The sequence below is a fragment of the Halobacillus dabanensis genome (assembly GCF_900114165.1).
Classification (GTDB): Bacteria; Bacillota; Bacilli; order Bacillales; family Halobacillaceae; genus Halobacillus; species Halobacillus dabanensis.
The window spans coordinates 101,057-117,657 of sequence record NZ_FOSB01000004.1; the positions used below are offsets into that span (position 1 = coordinate 101,057).

The following is a 16,601-nucleotide window of genomic DNA, read 5'->3' on the forward strand; positions in this document are numbered from 1 at the left end:
TAAGGACCATACTTTATGTTTTCATCTTACACAGTAACGGGTACACCAATAAAAAACAGAAAGGAGTGACTGCATGTTAACTACTATATCGTGGATAGCATTAGCTATTGGGATCATATGCACTATCATTATTGCAATTGATGTCATCAGACATCCACAAATGATGAGAATCATGAATATTGTCTGGCCAATCAATGGTTGGTTCTTTGGCCCCTTTGCTGTGTGGGCATATTTCAAATGGGGTCGTTTGAAAGCCAAAGATGCTAACAAAGAGGATGATCGGAACAAATCTGCTAAAGTCTTTGTTTCCGCCAGTCACTGTGCCGGTGGATGTACATTCGGAGATATAGTAGGTGTCCCTATTGTTGCGATGACTGGAATAGCGATCGCAGGTTCTACCTTGTTTGCCCACTATCTGGTGGAATTCATTTTAGCCTATCTATTCGGTATCGCGTTCCAATTCCTCGCGATTTATCCAATGGATAAGGACCAAGGAGTAATGCAATCCTTTAAGAAATCCATTAAGGCAGATACCTTATCCGTAATCACATTTCAAATCGGTATGTTCGGCTGGATGGCAATTGTGCACTATCTATTATTCACGAATCCTCCTAACCCTAGTGAACCTTCGTACTGGTTTATGATGCAAATAGCGATGATTATCGGCTTCCTGGTTAGTTTCCCGCCTAACTGGTGGCTTGTAAGAAAAGGTATAAAAGAGGCTATGTAGCTCCCTGACCGGCCAGGGAGCTGATTGTTCCTCTTCATTGGTCTGTAGTGTTTATCCAACCTCTCTTTATTCCCCCTGTTTTCTCCCACTCTATGTCCCCCTCAGGTTTCTATTTCTACAATGAAATGAATTCCGAAAAGTCCATATATCACTGACCATACCTATGTAAGAAAGAAGGATGACCAACATGCTACAGATGATAATCGATCATATCCCTTCCAGTTTACTCCATGCATTAGCAGGTGCCTTAATAATAGATATTTTCTTTGGGAGTAAACTTCCTGTAAAAAGGCGCTTATCCATTATCCTATTAGGCAGTCTATTGGTTTTTATATTAGATATCCCTAAACTGTTTGGTTTTATTTTTACTCATTCGCTATTTTTTGTACCCTTTATTGGTGCAGGAATTGCTTTGTTGACAAGAAAAATGATTACAGAATCTTTTATTATGCAATGGATCGGAATTATGTGCGTGTTATTGATTGGTGGTATCTTAATAGACTTTCTTGGAAATGGAGCACACCTATTCTTTCCTATAACCGATAGAAATTTCTCCTATTCCATTGTAACCAGAGAATTTTGGCCAATATTAATTTTAGGTTTCATCATTGTCATCCGCTTAATTACTTCCCGTAATAAATAATTTGAGGCTTATCACTAACCAGAAAAAAATAACACGCAGGCTGCCTTATTTATTCACCTTCAGATATTCCATTCCAAATTCCAACAGTCAAGAAGATAACAGCTGGGCCTTTTTCCTTGTAATTATTCAGTTAACCTTTTATACAACGTTTTGACCTTTCTATGTTACCTTTCCTTTTGCAAGCTTCAAACCTCCCTTTTATAGATAAAACCCTCCTGAGAGCACACATCGCTATTTCTCATTCAAATGCCATATTGTTACTTGGTACCTCCAGTCATTATTTTTTATGAAAGAAATAAATATAAAGATATGGAGGGATGACAGTTATGATTCTAAAAATGATCGACTTAAGTTTAATGGCAGAACACTTGACCGTTCATAAAGCTGAATTGGATAAATTAGCCACTTTCATTTGCAGCATCCAAGAACCGGAGATCAAACAGGTTGCGACAGAGCAATACATGATCATGAAGAACCATGTGAAAGTAATGATTGCACTTATGAATCCCGCTCAAAATGAAACCATCGGCATCCAAGATTTACACAAGTGGGAACCTGTTCAGATAGACTGTCAACAAATCTCCTTAGGTATGAGTCAAGAGAATATATTAACAGAACTCAAAACCTCTGCGGAAACAATGGCGAATAAAAATTTCAATTCAGGATTAAGGATGAAAGCTGAAAATGTCCGTAATATTCATATACATATGGCCCTGCAGCAAACAATGCTTCTCAATCGTTACATTGCCTTAATGGATAAATTCATTAAAAACACGGCTCCTGAGAGTTCACGAGAGAAACAGGAAGAAACTTTTCAGACATTCAAAAACATGTTTAACATGTGACAAAGAAATAGAGCTTTCCGTATTAAAAAACAAGCTGGGCAATAACCCAGCTTGTTTTTAATACCTTCTAAATTCACACCACTTCTTTCCTTTCAGTGTCCCCCTTATGAGATTCACTTTCCCTGTTATAATAGGCATGTTTTTCCTGAACAAACAGAATCGATACTCCTCCGAGGACGGCGGCCATGGCGATAACAGTGAAATTCACCTGGGGAGACATGTTCAACGTCAACAGAACACCGACAAACGTAGGAGCGAAGATGCCGCCTACCCTCCCGAAGGCCATTGCGGCACCAATACCGGTGGAACGCATGGAAGGCGGATAGTATTGGGAAACAAAGGCATTGCTAATATTCTGGACACCAACAGATGCAGCCCCGATCATCCCTATTAACAGATAAGCCAATATAAGCTTCTGCGTCAGTCCAATACTGGCTAGTGCAATCGCCCCGACAATATAAAGAGGCACCATCACTTTTTTAAAGCCCCACTTGTCCGCCAGTCTTCCAAAAACCACCGTGCCGACGATGGCACCGACATTCATCATAGCGACGAACACTAAACTCGAACTTAAACTGTATCCCGCATCTATCATCAGTTGTGGTAGCCAAGTATTCATCGCATAAATCAGTACAAAACAGGAAAAACACGAAATCCAGAACATAATTGTGCTGATGGCACGTTTCTTTTCAAAAAGTTTCACCAATGGAAGTCCTTTCCTTGCAGGCTCAGGTTTTTCAAAGGAAGTTCTGTCATCCATTCGTATTTCTGGATCGATTCTTTGCAGGGTTTCCCTCAACTTTTCTTCCTTCCCTTTGGCTAACAAGAAGCTTGCTGATTCTGGAAGACTTCTTGCTATAAAAGGGATCAGCAATAACGGCAGACCAGCAATCCAGAAAACCGGCTGCCAGCCAAGCGAAGGCAAAATGGATTTACTGAACAGGGCTGCCGCAATAGCTCCGATCGAGTACCCGCAAAAAATAAAGGAAACCATAGCAGCTCTGATTTTTTTCGGGGCATATTCCGTGGATAGTGCGATAACGTTCGGCATAACACCACCAAGCCCCAATCCCGCAATAACCCGGAAGACCGTAAATATCGTTGGTCCTGCAGAAAATGCCGACAGTGCGGTGAATAAACTGAATAGGACGGTGCATAGCAGGATGACATTCTTCCGGCCAAGTTTATCTGCCAATAATCCGAAAAACACAGCACCAACAGCCGTGCCAGCAGCGGTATAGCTCCCGATTGCCCCTGCTGTCACGGAAGATATATTCCACTCTTCTATTAATGAAGGTACAACGGAGCCATAAATGACCACATCATATCCATCCATAAGAATGATGAAGAAGCACCAGAAAATAATAGAAAAATGGAAGGAACTAAAACGGCTATTATCAATAATCTTTCCTGCATGTATAGCTTTCATGGAATCCCCCCTATCAAAATCAAATTAACGCGTTTAAGCGCTAAAGTACAAAACTAAAATAAACCTATATTTCAAAATCTACAATAACACTGTCTTCCATGCCAATGTTATTCAAATAAGAAACAATTTCCTGATGGGCAGGATGTGGGCCATAAGTCTCCAAGGCCTCCCTGTCCTTGAACCGCACCGTCAGTCCTACTTCATACCCCTGGCTGCGATTGGAAAAATTGATCCCCTGCTGAATATCAACGATTCCCGGGATAATATTTTTCAACTCCAGTGTCCTGCGGATCAATTCCTGCTTTTGTTCATTTGTTGTTTCCTGAGAAAACTTGACCAATACAATGTGTTCTATCATAGTTGCACTCCCCTATTTACTATTTAATGTCTCCCGGTCGAAGCCGGCAAGTTTTTTATATTTATTAGCAATTTCCTCTAGATCTTCATACGAAATCACATCGTCCAACTTATCAAAACCCTCAGGTGCCCGATCTTCGACAATCTGCATCACTATTTCTGGCCCATTCTGACGATTTGTCCGAACGATATTGGCTGTTGGTTCCAACCTCGCATATTCATATGCTCTTAATGCAGCCTCTGTATGCGGCTGTTCTACTAAGGCATGTGCTAAAGCATCAGCATCAAGAATTGCCTGTGATGCACCATTTGATCCAATCGGGTACATAGGGTGAGCTGCATCTCCGAGCAACGTTACACGCCCGAATGTCCACCGAGGTACCGGATCACGGTCCACCATCGGGAATTCATAGACAGCATCTGTTTCATCAATCAATTGAGGTACATTCAGCCAGCCAAAATCCCAACCAGCAAAATGAGGCTCAAATTTCCCCTTATCAATTTCCCTATTCCAATCTGCCCGTGAAACCAATCCGTCATCCACTTTCAGTTCAGCAATCCAATTGACAAGAGACCTTCCTTTTTCATGTGCATCCGGACATACTGGATAGGCAACAAACTTTTGATCCTGGTAACCGGCCATAATCATTGACTTTCCTGTCAGAAAAGGAGTGGATTCTGTGATACCACGCCATAAAATCCTGCCACTGAACTTCGGCTCCCCTTCATTTGGATAGTAGAATTTACGGACAGCCGAATGAATACCATCCGCTGCAATCATTGTATCAGCGCTATATGTACCTGCTTGTTCCCCTGTTTTTTTATTTATAAAATGAGCGGTTACCTTGTTACCGAACATACTAAATGAAGTCAAATGATGACCCGTATAAACCGCATCCTCACCAAGCCTTTCTTTGACTGCTTTCAGTAGAAGCATTTGCAGGCGGCCGCGATGGATTGAATATTGGGGCCAATGATAGCCGGCATTCAGCCCTCGATCCTCCTGCCAAATCTTCTTGCCGAACTTATTCACAAACATAAGCTCTGCAGTCGGAAGCCCTATCTTTTTAAGCTCATCATCCAGACCCAATTCCGTCAGAACCTTCACCGCATGAGGCAAAAGGTTAATTCCGACTCCCAACGCTTTAATTGTTTCTACACTTTCGAAGACACGCACTGACACGCCAACGCGGTGAAGTTTAAGAGCAGTAACAAGTCCGCCTATCCCCCCGCCGACGATCATCGCCGTCCTGGTATCAGACATCTCGATTCCTCCCTGGTTAAAAAATAATAATATTGTATTTTTTCTAACAATTTAATCTGTTTTACTATTATTACATAAAAAATTAAGATTTCAATATTAAATTTACTTGTATGGAGTCCCAGTGCCTGACTTCTACCAATAAAGCAAAAACAACTAAACGCGACATGAGACAACAGACCATACTTTAATAGATATCTGCTATCATGGTATGGGGAAGACTACTGCTGAGGGTAAACGACATAAAAACGTGCGCCACTCACAAAGGAGGTATGCTGTGTGGACCGGAGCAATGAAGAAGAAGTTATTCGTAATTATCAAAAAGGCGAAAAAATGATGATTTTGCTTTTTGCCCAGTGGTGTATCAATCATGAACTGGACCCTGTAGCCATTTATAAAAAAGCCTATCCATATCAGGATAAAAATAAAGAACTGGTCGATGCCTTGGAGTTGACCGTCCCGAAAGAGGAGTCCGATCACATTGATTCTGAGACTTTGCTTGAAGTGTTGTCTCTCTATGGAAATGACGACCTCGCTTTTGTTGTATCTGAGTTAATAAGCCATAGAAATTTGAAGTAAGCCTTTTTGATGGTGTCTGCCCCACTCCGTTAATTCTTTAACAATGTGGGGCAGGCATTAAAATATAAAAAGCATAAGTGTAATGTCGATGAACACTTTAATATCTCAAGTAGACTAACTATCCATCATTTATATACCTACCCTAGAACCTCGTACCACCAACAACCCTCTAATGCTCTCTGAATCTGCTCTTTTCTTTCTATTAGAAACGAGTCATCAAAAGGTTCGTTGCCTTCCAGTACACTTATCGTCTCTCGAATAGCCGCACGAACTTTTTTATAATCTACTTCTCCCCATAGTTGTAAATAAGGAATGAACGCTTTGTTGCGAGATTCTTTGATTTTTTCAAGCATTAAGAGAATCATCTGTCTGTTCCGATCCTTCAGGTAGGTCATATCCGGATTCTGTTTTCCTTGTTCGAGCCACTCTTCCCATTCACGAATCAATTTATCTGCATATTGATCAGATTGAATCAGCCACCCCCTGTCAGTGAAAACAATCAAAGGAAGCCTCCCGAATTTTTCGAGTTCTAAAAAATCACGTTTAATCATCCAATTGATCTTTTTTGTAATGTCATCAAGGCCTTCGTCTTTATAAAAACCATAGCCAGGATTTTTATCCAAACCAAGCTCCAACAACTTCTTCTCCTTTGATCCCTTCAGTATCTTGGCAAGTTGTGTCCTTCCACCCTGAGCTATAATTGAATCTGCTGTAGCCAGGATAATCTTTATTTCTTTGTGATTTAATGGAGTAGTTGTCATTGGACACACACCTCCGAATTATTTAGTATACTATTTATTCTCTAACCACGTCACACACTCCACATGACTTGTCTGTGGGAACATATCGACAGGCTGGACTTCTTTCGTTTCATATCCGCCATCTTCCAATACCCTTAAATCACGAGCAAGCGTGGAAGGATTACAAGATACGTAAACGATTCGCTCTGGCTCCATATCGAGCATCGCTTTCAGCAGTTCTTCATCACAGCCTTTTCGTGGCGGGTCGACAACGATGACGTCTGGGCGTAGCCCCTGGTTGCGCCACCATGGCATGAGTTCTTCGGCTTGTCCGACATAGAATTCGGCGTTTTCCATTTTGTTTAGGCGGGCGTTTTTCTTTGCATCTGTAACAGCTTCCGGCACGATTTCAATTCCATATACTTTCTTCGCTTTCTGTGCGAGGAATAATGAAATGGTACCGATGCCGCAGTATACATCAATGACGGTTTCGCCACCTCTTAGATCAGCGTACTCAAGCGCTTGGTCATAAAGCTTTTTCGTCTGTGTGGGGTTCACTTGATAAAACGATTTTGGGGAAATCATGAATTTGATGTCGCCGATTGTGTCATAGATATATTCATCTCCCCAAAGGATGTTCGTTTCTTTCCCCAGGATCACGTTCGTTTTTGCACTGTTGACGTTATGGACGATTGATTTCACATTCGGATAGGCATCGCGGATTTCATCGATCATTTTGTCTTTGTGTGGAAGTTTCTTCGTTTTCGTTACGATGACAATCATAATGTCCTTCGTATTCTGACCAGTCCGTACCATGATGTGCCTTAAGACGCCACGGTGTGTTTGTTCATCATAAGCATCAATACCGTGCTTGGATGCGATACGACGGACAGTTTCCACCATGCGGTCATTCATTTCATCCTGGATCAAGCAAGTGTCCATATCGATGATGTTATGACTTCGCTTTTGATAAAAACCTGTCATTAGCTCCCCGTCATCTTTTTGACCTACAGGAATTTGCACTTTGTTACGGTAGCGCCACGGATCATCCATCCCTATGGTTGGATGGACGGGGACGTGTTCCAAGTGTCCGATTTTTTTCATGTTGTCTTTCACTTGCTTTTGCTTCATATCAAGCTGCATCTGATAACTCATGTGCTGAAGCTGGCAGCCGCCACACTGATAGAAAACATCACAAGGCGGCTCTACGCGATCGTCACTCATTTCTGTGACATTGATCAGCTTGCCGAACCCGAAATTCTTTTTCACTTTGATGACTTTCACCTCAGCCTTTTCACCAGGAAGGCCATACGGTACGAAAAGTGGATAGCCATCGACTTTCCCTACCCCATTACCTTCATGTGTCAAATCTTCAAAGCTGAGTTCAATCGTCTGGTTTTTCTGCACCGGCGGTTTTGGTTTCGCCATCATTCATCCGTCCTTTTTATATATACTCTATACGTAGTTTATCATATCCTTAAGTGCGAAGTCGCCCTGATAGCTGCGACAAGCATAAGAACAACGGAGCTGAAAAATGCTTTTCTTTTTCAGAAACGGTGGTCTTAGGCACTAAAAAACAAAAGAACGCCACTGTCATCCACAGCAGCGCTCCCCATTATTCCACTTCTTCTTCCTTAAACTTGTCTTCCGGGACAAAAAAATCCAGGTGCTTGTACAAATTGACAAATTCCCCGGGCAATAATCCACCAAATTCCCCGTCAATATTCAGCTGCATCTTCTCATCTGTCTTTACTTTCACCCGGCTAGCCGTTGTGTGAATGAACTTCGGATGGTTTAGATGGTTGCCTTGAATAGCGAGCGTGGCCAGCCGGACAAATTCGGCAATGTTCATTTTTTCAATGATCATCAAATCAAAAAGGCCGTCGTCCATGCGTGCTGAGGGAGCTAATTTTTCCAGCCCACCGACAGAGTTAGTATTACTGACAAGAAAAAGCATGATCTCGCCTTCATACCATTTCCCATCATATTCCATTTCCACCCGGGTCGGTCGGATAGAAGGCAGCATTTCGATTCCTTTTAAATAATAAGCGAGCTGACCGATCATCGTCTTCAGCTTACTTGGCACTTCATAGGAAATTTCGGTGATTTTCCCTCCACCAGCAATGTTCATGAAATACTGGTCATTAACGCGGCCGATATCGAGGGCATGAGTATAACCTTCTAAAATAATATCGACAGCTTTATGGATGTTTCTTGGTATGTGCAATGCACGGGCAAAATCGTTAGTTGTCCCGACTGGAATAACACCGAGTTTCGGCTTGTGAGGTTGCTCGGCAAGTCCATTGATCACTTCATTTATGGTTCCGTCTCCTCCGGCTGCGATCACGACGTCAAACTTACGATCGACAGCATACTGAGCGGCTTTGACGGCATCGCCAGCACATGTGGTCGCATGGGCGGATGTTTCATATCCGGACTGTTCGAATCGTTGCAGAATGTCCGGGAGAACCTTACGTATGACTTCTCTTCCAGAGGTCGGGTTATATATAATTCGGGCACGTTTCATTAGATGACCCCCTTTTATTCCAAGCGTGTTCCATTCTACATCATAGCGTGTTTTCCTGAAATTGCAAACTATTTATATATTATATGATAGGAAGTCCCAAACCATACGAAAGCACGCACTTGTGTCACTGTGCGTGCTTTTTCGTGTATATGAGAAGCTTTAGCGTTTTTCCATTTCAGCAAGGATGATTTTGTTAACCATCGGTGGGTTCGCTTGCCCTTTTGTCTCTTTCATCACTTGACCGACTAAAAAGCCGAGTGCTTTGTCTTTACCGTTTTTGAAATCTTCTATGGACTGTGGGTTGTTATCCATAATGTTAACAACGATTTCTGTCAATTGACCTTCGTCAGAAATTTGTACGAGTCCTTTTTCTTTGACGATTTTTTCCGGCTCGCCACCATTTTCGACTAGCTCAGTGAAGACTTTCTTCGCAATCTTCGAAGAAATCGTACCATCTTCGATCAGTTGGATCAATTTGGCTAGTGATTGTGGTGTAAGTTCAAGCTCATGAAGTTCCTTATAGTGCTTATTCATGTAAGCAGAAACTTCCCCCATCAACCAGTTGGATGCTTGCTTGATATCTGCATCTTGAGCGATCGTCTCTTCAAAGAAATCAGAAAGCTCTTTGTTGTTAGTCAGGACCATTGCGTCGTATTCTGGTAGCTTCAACTCTTCGATGTAGCGTTTCTTACGGGCATCCGGAAGCTCAGGAATTTGCTCATAAATGCGTTGTTTCCACGCTTCATCGATGTGGAGTGGAACAAGGTCCGGCTCTGGGAAGTAACGATAATCATCAGAACCTTCTTTTACACGCATTAAAATTGTTTCCTTGGTCTGCTCATCATAGCGGCGTGTTTCTTGAAGAATCTCCCCACCAGAGAGCAATTCTTTCTGCTGACGTTTTTCCTCGAATTCGAGTCCTTTTTGTACGAAAGAGAAGGAGTTCAAGTTTTTAAGCTCTGTCTTCGTACCGAACTCTTCCTGACCAATCGGGCGGATGGACAGGTTAGCATCACATCTTAGAGACCCTTCTTCCATTTTACAGTCAGAAACACCAGTGTACTGGATGATGTTTTTCAATGCTTCCAGATAGGCATATGCTTCTTTCGGTGAACGGATGTCCGGCTCTGATACAATTTCCACAAGTGGTGTCCCTTGGCGGTTAAAATCGACAAGCGAATAGCCATCATCACTGTGTGTCAGTTTACCAGCATCTTCTTCCATGTGAAGACGAGTGATCCCGATCCGTTTCTTTTTGCCATCCACTTCTATATCAATGTACCCATTTTCACCGATCGGCTTATCGAATTGAGAAATTTGGTAAGCTTTCGGATTGTCTGGATAAAAATAGTTTTTACGATCAAACTTCGTATCAGTAGCAATATCACAATTCAGGGCCATAGCAGCCTTCATTGCGAAATTGACAGCTTCTTCATTCAAGACAGGAAGAACTCCAGGGTATCCGAGGTCGATCGGGTTGACGTTTGTATTCGGGTCATCTCCGAACATGTTCGGAGACGGGCTGAAGATTTTAGAATCAGTTTTTAGTTCTACGTGGACTTCAAGTCCGATAATCGTTTCAAAATTCATGAGCGCGCACCTCCAAGGGACGGGCGTTGTTTATGATATTCAGTTGCCTGTTCGAAGGCGTGTGCGGCACGATAAACCGTACCTTCATCAAAGTGCTTCCCGATGATCTGCAATCCGATTGGAAGTCCATCACCAGAGAACCCACAAGGAATAGAGATTCCAGGTACACCGGCAAGGTTTACAGGAATCGTCAAAATATCGTTGGCATACATCGTCATCGGATCATCCACTTTGTCCCCGACTTTAAAGGCGGGTGTCGGCGTTGTCGGTCCAATGATGACATCATAATCTTCGAATACTTTTTCAAAATCGTTTTTAATTAATGTACGTACTTGCTGAGCCTTCTTGTAATACGCATCATAATAACCAGAACTCAATGCGAATGTTCCAAGCATGATTCGGCGCTTCACTTCATCTCCGAAGCCTTCTGCACGGGACCGCTTGAACATATCAAGCATTGTTTCTGCATCTTCGGCGCGCTTGCCGTAACGAACACCATCGAAACGGGCCAGGTTAGCGGACGCTTCAGAAGAAGAGAGCAAATAGTAAGTGGATAGCGCGTACTTAGAGTGAGGAAGGGAAACTTCTTCCCATGTAGCGCCCATTTTTTCATATTCCTTAAGAGCAGCTTGCACCGCTTCTTTTACTTCCGTAGAAACACCTTCAGCGAGATATTCTTTCGGAACAGCGATCTTCAGGCCTTTTACGTCACCTGTAAGAGATTCTGTGTACTTTGGAACTTCTACATTCGCAGAAGTCGAATCCATTTTGTCGTGTCCTGCAATCGTCTCTAGTAAAAAGGCATTGTCCTCAACGTTACGAGTAATTGGGCCGATCTGGTCTAGCGAGGACGCGAATGCAATCAAACCAAAACGGGAAACACGACCATAAGTCGGCTTCAACCCTACAACACCGCAGTATGCAGCTGGTTGACGGATTGAACCACCAGTATCAGAACCTAAGGAGTAAGGAACTTCTCCCGCGGCTACCGCAACAGCCGAGCCACCACTTGATCCACCTGGAACATAATCCGTGTTCCAAGGGTTGCGGGCAGCTGCATAGCTGGAGTTTTCATTGGAAGAACCCATCGCAAATTCATCCATATTCAATTTACCAATCGTGACGGACTTTGCATCGTTCAACTTATTGACGACCGTCGCATCATAAAGTGGCTCTTCAAAGTTAGAAAGGAACTGACTTCCTGCTGTTGTCCGCAAACCTTTAGTAACGATATTATCTTTTACACCGATTGGAAGACCAAACAACTTCGCATCAGCATTTCCTCGTTCTTGATCAAGCTCAGCCGCCTTCTGTTTCGCCGCTTCTTTGTTCAAGGTGATGAACGCCTGGACTTCTTCGTCTACTTCTTCAATTCGCTTATAGGACTCTTCCACTAGATCGGTCACAGAGATTTCTTTGTTATGTAGCTTCTCTTGAAGCTCACGCAATGTATAGTCAAATAAAGACATCGTCGAACCTCCTTATTCCAATACGGATGGCACTTTGAACTGCCCATCCTGTTTGTCTGGTGCATTTTGCAGTGCATCATCCTGTGTGATCCACTTCTTCGGCTCGTCCTTACGCATAACGTTCTTCAAGTCAAGAACGTGTGTCGTAGGTTCAACGCCGGTTGTATCGAGTTCATTCAATTGTTCGGCATACGTGATGATGTCATCAAGTTGTTTTGTGAATGTTGTTGCTTCTTCTTCCGTGATTGCAAGACGCGCAAGATTCGCGACATGCTTCACTTCGTCTTTGCTAATTCTGGACATAATGCGACCTCCATTTCGATCTCACATAATATATGATCATACCAAATTTCAGAATCCATTTTCAACGTACGTTGCACACCTTTCTTATCTTAACATATCAGCCTGGCGCTGTCTTATATCGGAACAAGGAGGATTTTAATAAGCCTCGTTGTTCCGATATATGGCAGCATTTGGAGAACTCGATTTCGAGACTTTAGTGGGAGTTTGGGGGCTACGGGAAAAGGTTCGCTTTCCGTGGGGCGGGCGGTGAGCCTCATCGAGCTAAAGCTCTGCGGGGTCTCACCTGTCCCGCAGATCCCACAGGGCGCACAGTCCGAGGAAGCTTGCCGTCTTCCCCGCGGAAAGCGAGTAGCTTCCAAGCCCCCATTCGCACTTCAACAGATGTCTCGAAACGGAACCTTCAAGAATAGGGAGCTTATATGGAAGAGTTGACGAAAGAAATCCTCGACCTTTGGGGCCGAGGATTTCTTTCTTATAAATTAATGATTTTTAGCTTTGTTGAAAGATTCAACTACAGCTTTTGGTGGTGTACCAGCTAAACTTATAAGAATAGCAACAAGACCACTCAATAAGAAACCAGGTACGAGTTCATAAAGATCGAAGAACCCGCCACTCAAGAAGTCTCCCCATACAACGACTGTAACAGCACCGACGATGATACCTGCGAGGGCACCATTACGTGTGATTCCGCTCCAGAACAAGGACAAGATTATGATCGGACCAAATGCGGCACCGAAACCTGCCCAAGCGTAAGATACAAGGCTAAGAACGGTACTGTCTGGGTTACCAGCAAGTAGAACAGCAATCAAAGCGATTGCAGCTACCGCAAAACGACCAACCCATACCAATTCTTTTTCTGATGCATTCTTACGGAAGATTGCTTTGTAGAAGTCCTCTGCAAGTGCTGAAGAAGATACAAGCAACTGAGAGTCAATCGTACTCATGATGGCAGATAGGATTGCTGCCAGCAAGATACCTGCAATGACAGGGTGGAACAAGATTTGTGAAAACGTAATGAAAATTTTCTCAGAGTCGGCAAGCATTTGGATGCCGCCTTCTGTTATAACTTCTGCGTTAAATGTAGAAAGATCGGCTACATCTGCTGTGTTGATATAAGCAAGTCCGAATAGACCTGTGAAAATTGCACCATATAGACCTAGAACCATCCAACCGATACCGATCAGTCGAGCTTTCGGTACATCTTTAGCTGAGCGTAGAGCCATAAAACGAACAAGGATATGTGGCTGACCGAAGTATCCAAGCCCCCATGCAAGGGAGGAGATGATGGCCAGGGCACCGACACCTTGAACCATGTTCAAGTAGGTTGGGTCGATTTGAGCAACTGCATTTGTCGCTTCATTCCATCCACCTAACTCAGATACAGCAACGATCGGCACTGCAATCAAGGCGAAGAACATTAGGATACCTTGAACAAAGTCTGTCCAACTTACCGCTAGGAATCCACCTAAGAAAGTGTAAGAAATGGTTACAATTGCGCCTAACCACAGCGCTTGTGTATAACTCAATGCAAAAGAAGCTTCGAACAGCTTCGCACCAGCGACCATACCGGAAGAGGTGTAGAAGGTAAAGAATAATAAAATAACAGCTGCAGAGATGACACGTAAGATATGGGAATGGTCTTGGAAACGGTTCTCAAGATAGTCTGGAACAGTAATGGAGTCGTTCGCAACCTCCGTGAATATACGCAGACGACGCGCTACAAACTGCCAGTTTAAGTATGCACCAATAGCTAGGCCGACACCAATCCAGGCTCCAGATAGACCACCTGCATAAATGGCACCTGGTAAACCTAGCAGCAACCAGCCACTCATATCAGAAGCACCAGCTGATAGTGCGGCTACTCCTGGACCTAAACGACGACCACCTAAGACATAATCTGATAAATCAGATGTTAGACGATAAGCTGCAAAACCGATCCCCAGCATACCGATTAAATAAACAATAAACGTTATTAACGTTGCAGTACTCATGTTTTGTTATTCGCTCCTCTCAGTGAATAGTGTAATGATAGATAGAATGATTAAGATTGGCATTGGGACAAATAACCAGAACCATGTTGCCCCAGCGATTGATGCTGATGTTGCAGTAGCGAGTTCAAACACATTTCCACCTCCCAGGCCTTAGTATATACAATCCTATGCAATCGCACCGACGCATGATTCTTAAGTCACAAAGACTTAAAAAATCCAAACACAGGTACCACTATATCATATAACTTTAATCGGAACATTGCAAAAATTTAGATATTTTATCATATTTGAATTTTTATACATATAACCGGTATAAAAATACACATATGTGACATTTTTATGATAAACATTCACAAAATTTATTTTTTAAATTTTTATATGGATGTAAAAATGGGGAATATTCCCCTTTTCGAGATGTAGTTAGTATGTTCCATTCCCTATAAAAAAATCCCCTTTCTCTTTGTGGGAGAAAAGGGATTTTTTCAGTCCGTTCATTATAACATTTCGGAAGTGGTTTTTCCTTGCATATGATGGATCAAATAATCAGGACCACCCGCTTTGGAATCAGTACCGGACATGTTGAATCCACCAAATGGATGATAACCGACGATAGCTGCCGTACACCCGCGATTAAAGTACAAGTTCCCGACATGGAAGTCTTCACGGGCCATTTCAATGTGCTCACGGTTATTGGAGATGACCGCACCTGTCAGACCGTACTCTGTATTATTAGCAATTTCAATCGCTTCCTTAAACGACTTTGCTTTCGTAAATCCGACAACAGGACCGAAGATTTCCTCTTGCATGAGGCGAGCATCCGGGGCAAGGTCAGCAAAAACGGTCGGTGCGACAAACCACCCTTTGCTGTCATCCCCTTTTCCACCTGTCATCAGCTTACCCTCTTTCTTGCCGATTTCAATATAGTCCATAATTTTATCATAGGCGCTCTGGTCGATGACTGGGCCCATATAATTGCTATTATCAGTCGGATCCCCGTAATTGACTTGTTCCTTCGTTTTCTGGACTACTCGGTCTAGGAGCTCATCGTATACTTCTTCGTGGGCAACGACTCGTGAACATGCCGAACATTTTTGACCAGAGAAGCCAAACGCGGAATACGTAATGGCATCTGCTGCAAGCTCAAGATCGGATTCACTATCGACGACGATGGTATCTTTCCCTCCCATTTCAATGATCGTACGTTTCAACCACTTTTGACCTTCATGGACTTTTGCAGCACGCTCAAACAAACGGGTACCGACTTCACGAGAACCAGTGAAGCTGATAAACCGTGTGCGCGGGTGATCGACAAGATAGTCGCCCACCTCTTTCCCGCTGCCAGGAATGTAGTTAATAACCCCATTCGGAAGACCTGCTTCTTCTAACACTTCCATCATTTTATAAGCAATGATGGGCGTTGCACTGGCCGGCTTCAGAAGCACTGTATTTCCAGACACCATCGCTGCGACCGTTGTTCCACACATGATCGCAAAAAGGAAATTCCACGGGGAGATGACTACTCCTACACCCAGAGGGATGTAATGGAAACGGTTATTCTCAATTGGACGAGAATTGATTTCCACCCCTTTATCGATTTCTAACATTTGCCGCCCATAAAATTCCAAAAAGTCGATCGCTTCTGCGGTATCCGCGTCCGCTTCTTTCCATGGCTTTCCACCTTCTTTTACAAGATGAGCGGTAAACTCATGCTTGCGGCGACGAACGATTGCGGCCGCGCGGAACAAGATGTCTGCACGGAACTGCGCTTTCGTCTTGCGCCACCAGTCGAACGTTTCGTCTGCTATCTTATGAGCTTTTTCAGCTAGATCCTGATTCGCTTTCGATACATAGCCAATCACTTCTTTTTTATTGGCAGGATTCACAACTTTAATTTTTTCATCTGTCATGATACGCTCTCCGCCGATAATAAGTGGATAGTCCTTGCCAAGGTCTGCTTCAGCCTGTTTAATTGCAGCTTCTAGAGCCTTTCGGTTTTCTTCCACTGTGAAGTCAGTAAATGGTTCATGTTTGTAAGGGACCACCATAAAAAACCGCCTCCTTGAAAGTAAATGGGTGACGCTATGTAATTTTTAGAAAATTACCACATTAAGCGTTTCCAAAACTATTCTACCGTAAC

16 protein-coding genes are annotated in these 16,601 nt (G+C 43.2%); 4 read left to right on the plus strand and 12 right to left on the minus strand.

Going from position 1 to position 16,601, the window contains the following annotated elements:
- The first annotated feature begins 73 nt into the window (after positions 1 to 73).
- The 3 genes from BMZ58_RS08300 (at position 74) to BMZ58_RS08310 (ending at position 2,218) form a co-directional block, all read left to right on the plus strand.
- Positions 74 to 730, plus strand: coding sequence for a DUF4396 domain-containing protein (locus BMZ58_RS08300; RefSeq protein WP_075036090.1), 657 nt, complete (start codon positions 74 to 76; stop codon positions 728 to 730).
- A gap of 187 nt (positions 731 to 917) precedes the next feature.
- The gene (locus tag BMZ58_RS08305; protein ID WP_075036091.1) at positions 918 to 1,373 is read left to right on the plus strand and encodes a hypothetical protein; all 456 of its coding nucleotides are present in this window, start codon (positions 918 to 920) and stop codon (positions 1,371 to 1,373) included.
- A 326-nt stretch (positions 1,374 to 1,699) separates the two neighbouring features.
- Positions 1,700 to 2,218 carry a hypothetical protein gene (locus tag BMZ58_RS08310; RefSeq protein WP_075036092.1) on the plus strand — a complete coding sequence of 173 codons (519 nt, stop codon included), beginning with the start codon at positions 1,700 to 1,702 and terminating at the stop codon, positions 2,216 to 2,218.
- A 73-nt stretch (positions 2,219 to 2,291) separates the two neighbouring features.
- Here BMZ58_RS08310 and BMZ58_RS08315 read toward each other — a convergent pair whose 3' ends face one another.
- From BMZ58_RS08315 to BMZ58_RS08325, 3 genes are all read right to left on the minus strand, one after another.
- Positions 2,292 to 3,647 (minus strand): MFS transporter, encoded by a 1,356-nt coding sequence (locus BMZ58_RS08315; protein ID WP_075036093.1) that lies wholly within the window; start codon positions 3,645 to 3,647, stop codon positions 2,292 to 2,294.
- A gap of 64 nt (positions 3,648 to 3,711) precedes the next feature.
- Entirely contained in the window at positions 3,712 to 4,005 is a 294-nt protein-coding gene (locus BMZ58_RS08320) for a Dabb family protein (RefSeq protein ID WP_075036094.1), read from the minus strand.
- A gap of 12 nt (positions 4,006 to 4,017) precedes the next feature.
- Positions 4,018 to 5,268 (minus strand): flavin-dependent oxidoreductase, encoded by a 1,251-nt coding sequence (locus BMZ58_RS08325; protein WP_075036095.1) that lies wholly within the window; start codon positions 5,266 to 5,268, stop codon positions 4,018 to 4,020.
- Positions 5,269 to 5,544: 276 nt separating this feature from the next.
- On the opposite strand from BMZ58_RS08325, the gene BMZ58_RS08330 reads away from it, so the two are divergent.
- On the plus strand, positions 5,545 to 5,844 hold the full coding sequence (locus BMZ58_RS08330) for a hypothetical protein (protein WP_244151517.1): 300 nt from the start codon (positions 5,545 to 5,547) through the stop codon (positions 5,842 to 5,844).
- Positions 5,845 to 5,981: 137 nt separating this feature from the next.
- On the opposite strand, the gene BMZ58_RS08335 is transcribed toward BMZ58_RS08330, so the two are convergent.
- From BMZ58_RS08335 to pruA, 9 genes are all read right to left on the minus strand, one after another.
- Positions 5,982 to 6,605, minus strand: coding sequence for an RQC-minor-1 family DNA-binding protein (locus BMZ58_RS08335; protein ID WP_075036096.1), 624 nt, complete (start codon positions 6,603 to 6,605; stop codon positions 5,982 to 5,984).
- Between the two features lie 30 nt (positions 6,606 to 6,635).
- Positions 6,636 to 8,012, minus strand: a complete 1,377-nt coding sequence (rlmD, locus tag BMZ58_RS08340) for a 23S rRNA (uracil(1939)-C(5))-methyltransferase RlmD (RefSeq protein ID WP_075036097.1) — start codon at positions 8,010 to 8,012, stop codon at positions 6,636 to 6,638.
- Positions 8,013 to 8,199: 187 nt separating this feature from the next.
- Positions 8,200 to 9,111: a diacylglycerol kinase gene (locus tag BMZ58_RS08345; protein ID WP_075036098.1), complete on the minus strand. Its 912-nt coding sequence runs from the start codon at positions 9,109 to 9,111 to the stop codon at positions 8,200 to 8,202.
- 159 nt (positions 9,112 to 9,270) lie between these two features.
- Positions 9,271 to 10,701: an Asp-tRNA(Asn)/Glu-tRNA(Gln) amidotransferase subunit GatB gene (gene gatB, locus BMZ58_RS08350; RefSeq protein WP_075036099.1), complete on the minus strand. Its 1,431-nt coding sequence runs from the start codon at positions 10,699 to 10,701 to the stop codon at positions 9,271 to 9,273.
- On the minus strand, positions 10,698 to 12,170 hold the full coding sequence (gene gatA, locus BMZ58_RS08355; RefSeq protein WP_075036100.1) for an Asp-tRNA(Asn)/Glu-tRNA(Gln) amidotransferase subunit GatA: 1,473 nt from the start codon (positions 12,168 to 12,170) through the stop codon (positions 10,698 to 10,700). Before gatA ends, gatB begins: the two co-directional genes overlap by 4 nt.
- A gap of 12 nt (positions 12,171 to 12,182) precedes the next feature.
- Positions 12,183 to 12,473, minus strand: coding sequence for an Asp-tRNA(Asn)/Glu-tRNA(Gln) amidotransferase subunit GatC (gene gatC, locus BMZ58_RS08360; protein WP_075036101.1), 291 nt, complete (start codon positions 12,471 to 12,473; stop codon positions 12,183 to 12,185).
- A 479-nt stretch (positions 12,474 to 12,952) separates the two neighbouring features.
- Positions 12,953 to 14,464: a sodium/proline symporter PutP gene (gene putP / locus BMZ58_RS08365; RefSeq protein ID WP_075036102.1), complete on the minus strand. Its 1,512-nt coding sequence runs from the start codon at positions 14,462 to 14,464 to the stop codon at positions 12,953 to 12,955.
- 6 nt (positions 14,465 to 14,470) lie between these two features.
- Positions 14,471 to 14,596, minus strand: a complete 126-nt coding sequence (locus BMZ58_RS21590) for a hypothetical protein (RefSeq protein WP_255534807.1) — start codon at positions 14,594 to 14,596, stop codon at positions 14,471 to 14,473.
- Positions 14,597 to 14,958: 362 nt separating this feature from the next.
- Complete coding sequence (gene pruA, locus BMZ58_RS08370; RefSeq protein ID WP_075036103.1) at positions 14,959 to 16,509, minus strand: L-glutamate gamma-semialdehyde dehydrogenase; 1,551 nt, start codon at positions 16,507 to 16,509, stop codon at positions 14,959 to 14,961.
- Between the last annotated feature and the right edge of the window lie 92 nt (positions 16,510 to 16,601).

Coding starts and splice junctions, on each gene's coding strand:
- BMZ58_RS08345 (WP_075036098.1), bottom strand. CDS start 9,111: ATGAAACGTGCCCGAATTATATATAACCCGACCTCTGGAAGAGAAGTC.
- BMZ58_RS08300 (WP_075036090.1), top strand. CDS start 74: ATGTTAACTACTATATCGTGGATAGCATTAGCTATTGGGATCATATGC.
- BMZ58_RS08320 (WP_075036094.1), bottom strand. CDS start 4,005: ATGATAGAACACATTGTATTGGTCAAGTTTTCTCAGGAAACAACAAAT.
- BMZ58_RS08315 (WP_075036093.1), bottom strand. CDS start 3,647: ATGAAAGCTATACATGCAGGAAAGATTATTGATAATAGCCGTTTTAGT.
- gatA (WP_075036100.1), bottom strand. CDS start 12,170: ATGTCTTTATTTGACTATACATTGCGTGAGCTTCAAGAGAAGCTACAT.
- BMZ58_RS08305 (WP_075036091.1), top strand. CDS start 918: ATGCTACAGATGATAATCGATCATATCCCTTCCAGTTTACTCCATGCA.
- pruA (WP_075036103.1), bottom strand. CDS start 16,509: ATGGTGGTCCCTTACAAACATGAACCATTTACTGACTTCACAGTGGAA.
- BMZ58_RS08335 (WP_075036096.1), bottom strand. CDS start 6,605: ATGACAACTACTCCATTAAATCACAAAGAAATAAAGATTATCCTGGCT.
- BMZ58_RS08325 (WP_075036095.1), bottom strand. CDS start 5,268: ATGTCTGATACCAGGACGGCGATGATCGTCGGCGGGGGGATAGGCGGA.
- gatC (WP_075036101.1), bottom strand. CDS start 12,473: ATGTCCAGAATTAGCAAAGACGAAGTGAAGCATGTCGCGAATCTTGCG.
- rlmD (WP_075036097.1), bottom strand. CDS start 8,012: ATGGCGAAACCAAAACCGCCGGTGCAGAAAAACCAGACGATTGAACTC.
- gatB (WP_075036099.1), bottom strand. CDS start 10,701: ATGAATTTTGAAACGATTATCGGACTTGAAGTCCACGTAGAACTAAAA.
- putP (WP_075036102.1), bottom strand. CDS start 14,464: ATGAGTACTGCAACGTTAATAACGTTTATTGTTTATTTAATCGGTATG.
- BMZ58_RS08310 (WP_075036092.1), top strand. CDS start 1,700: ATGATTCTAAAAATGATCGACTTAAGTTTAATGGCAGAACACTTGACC.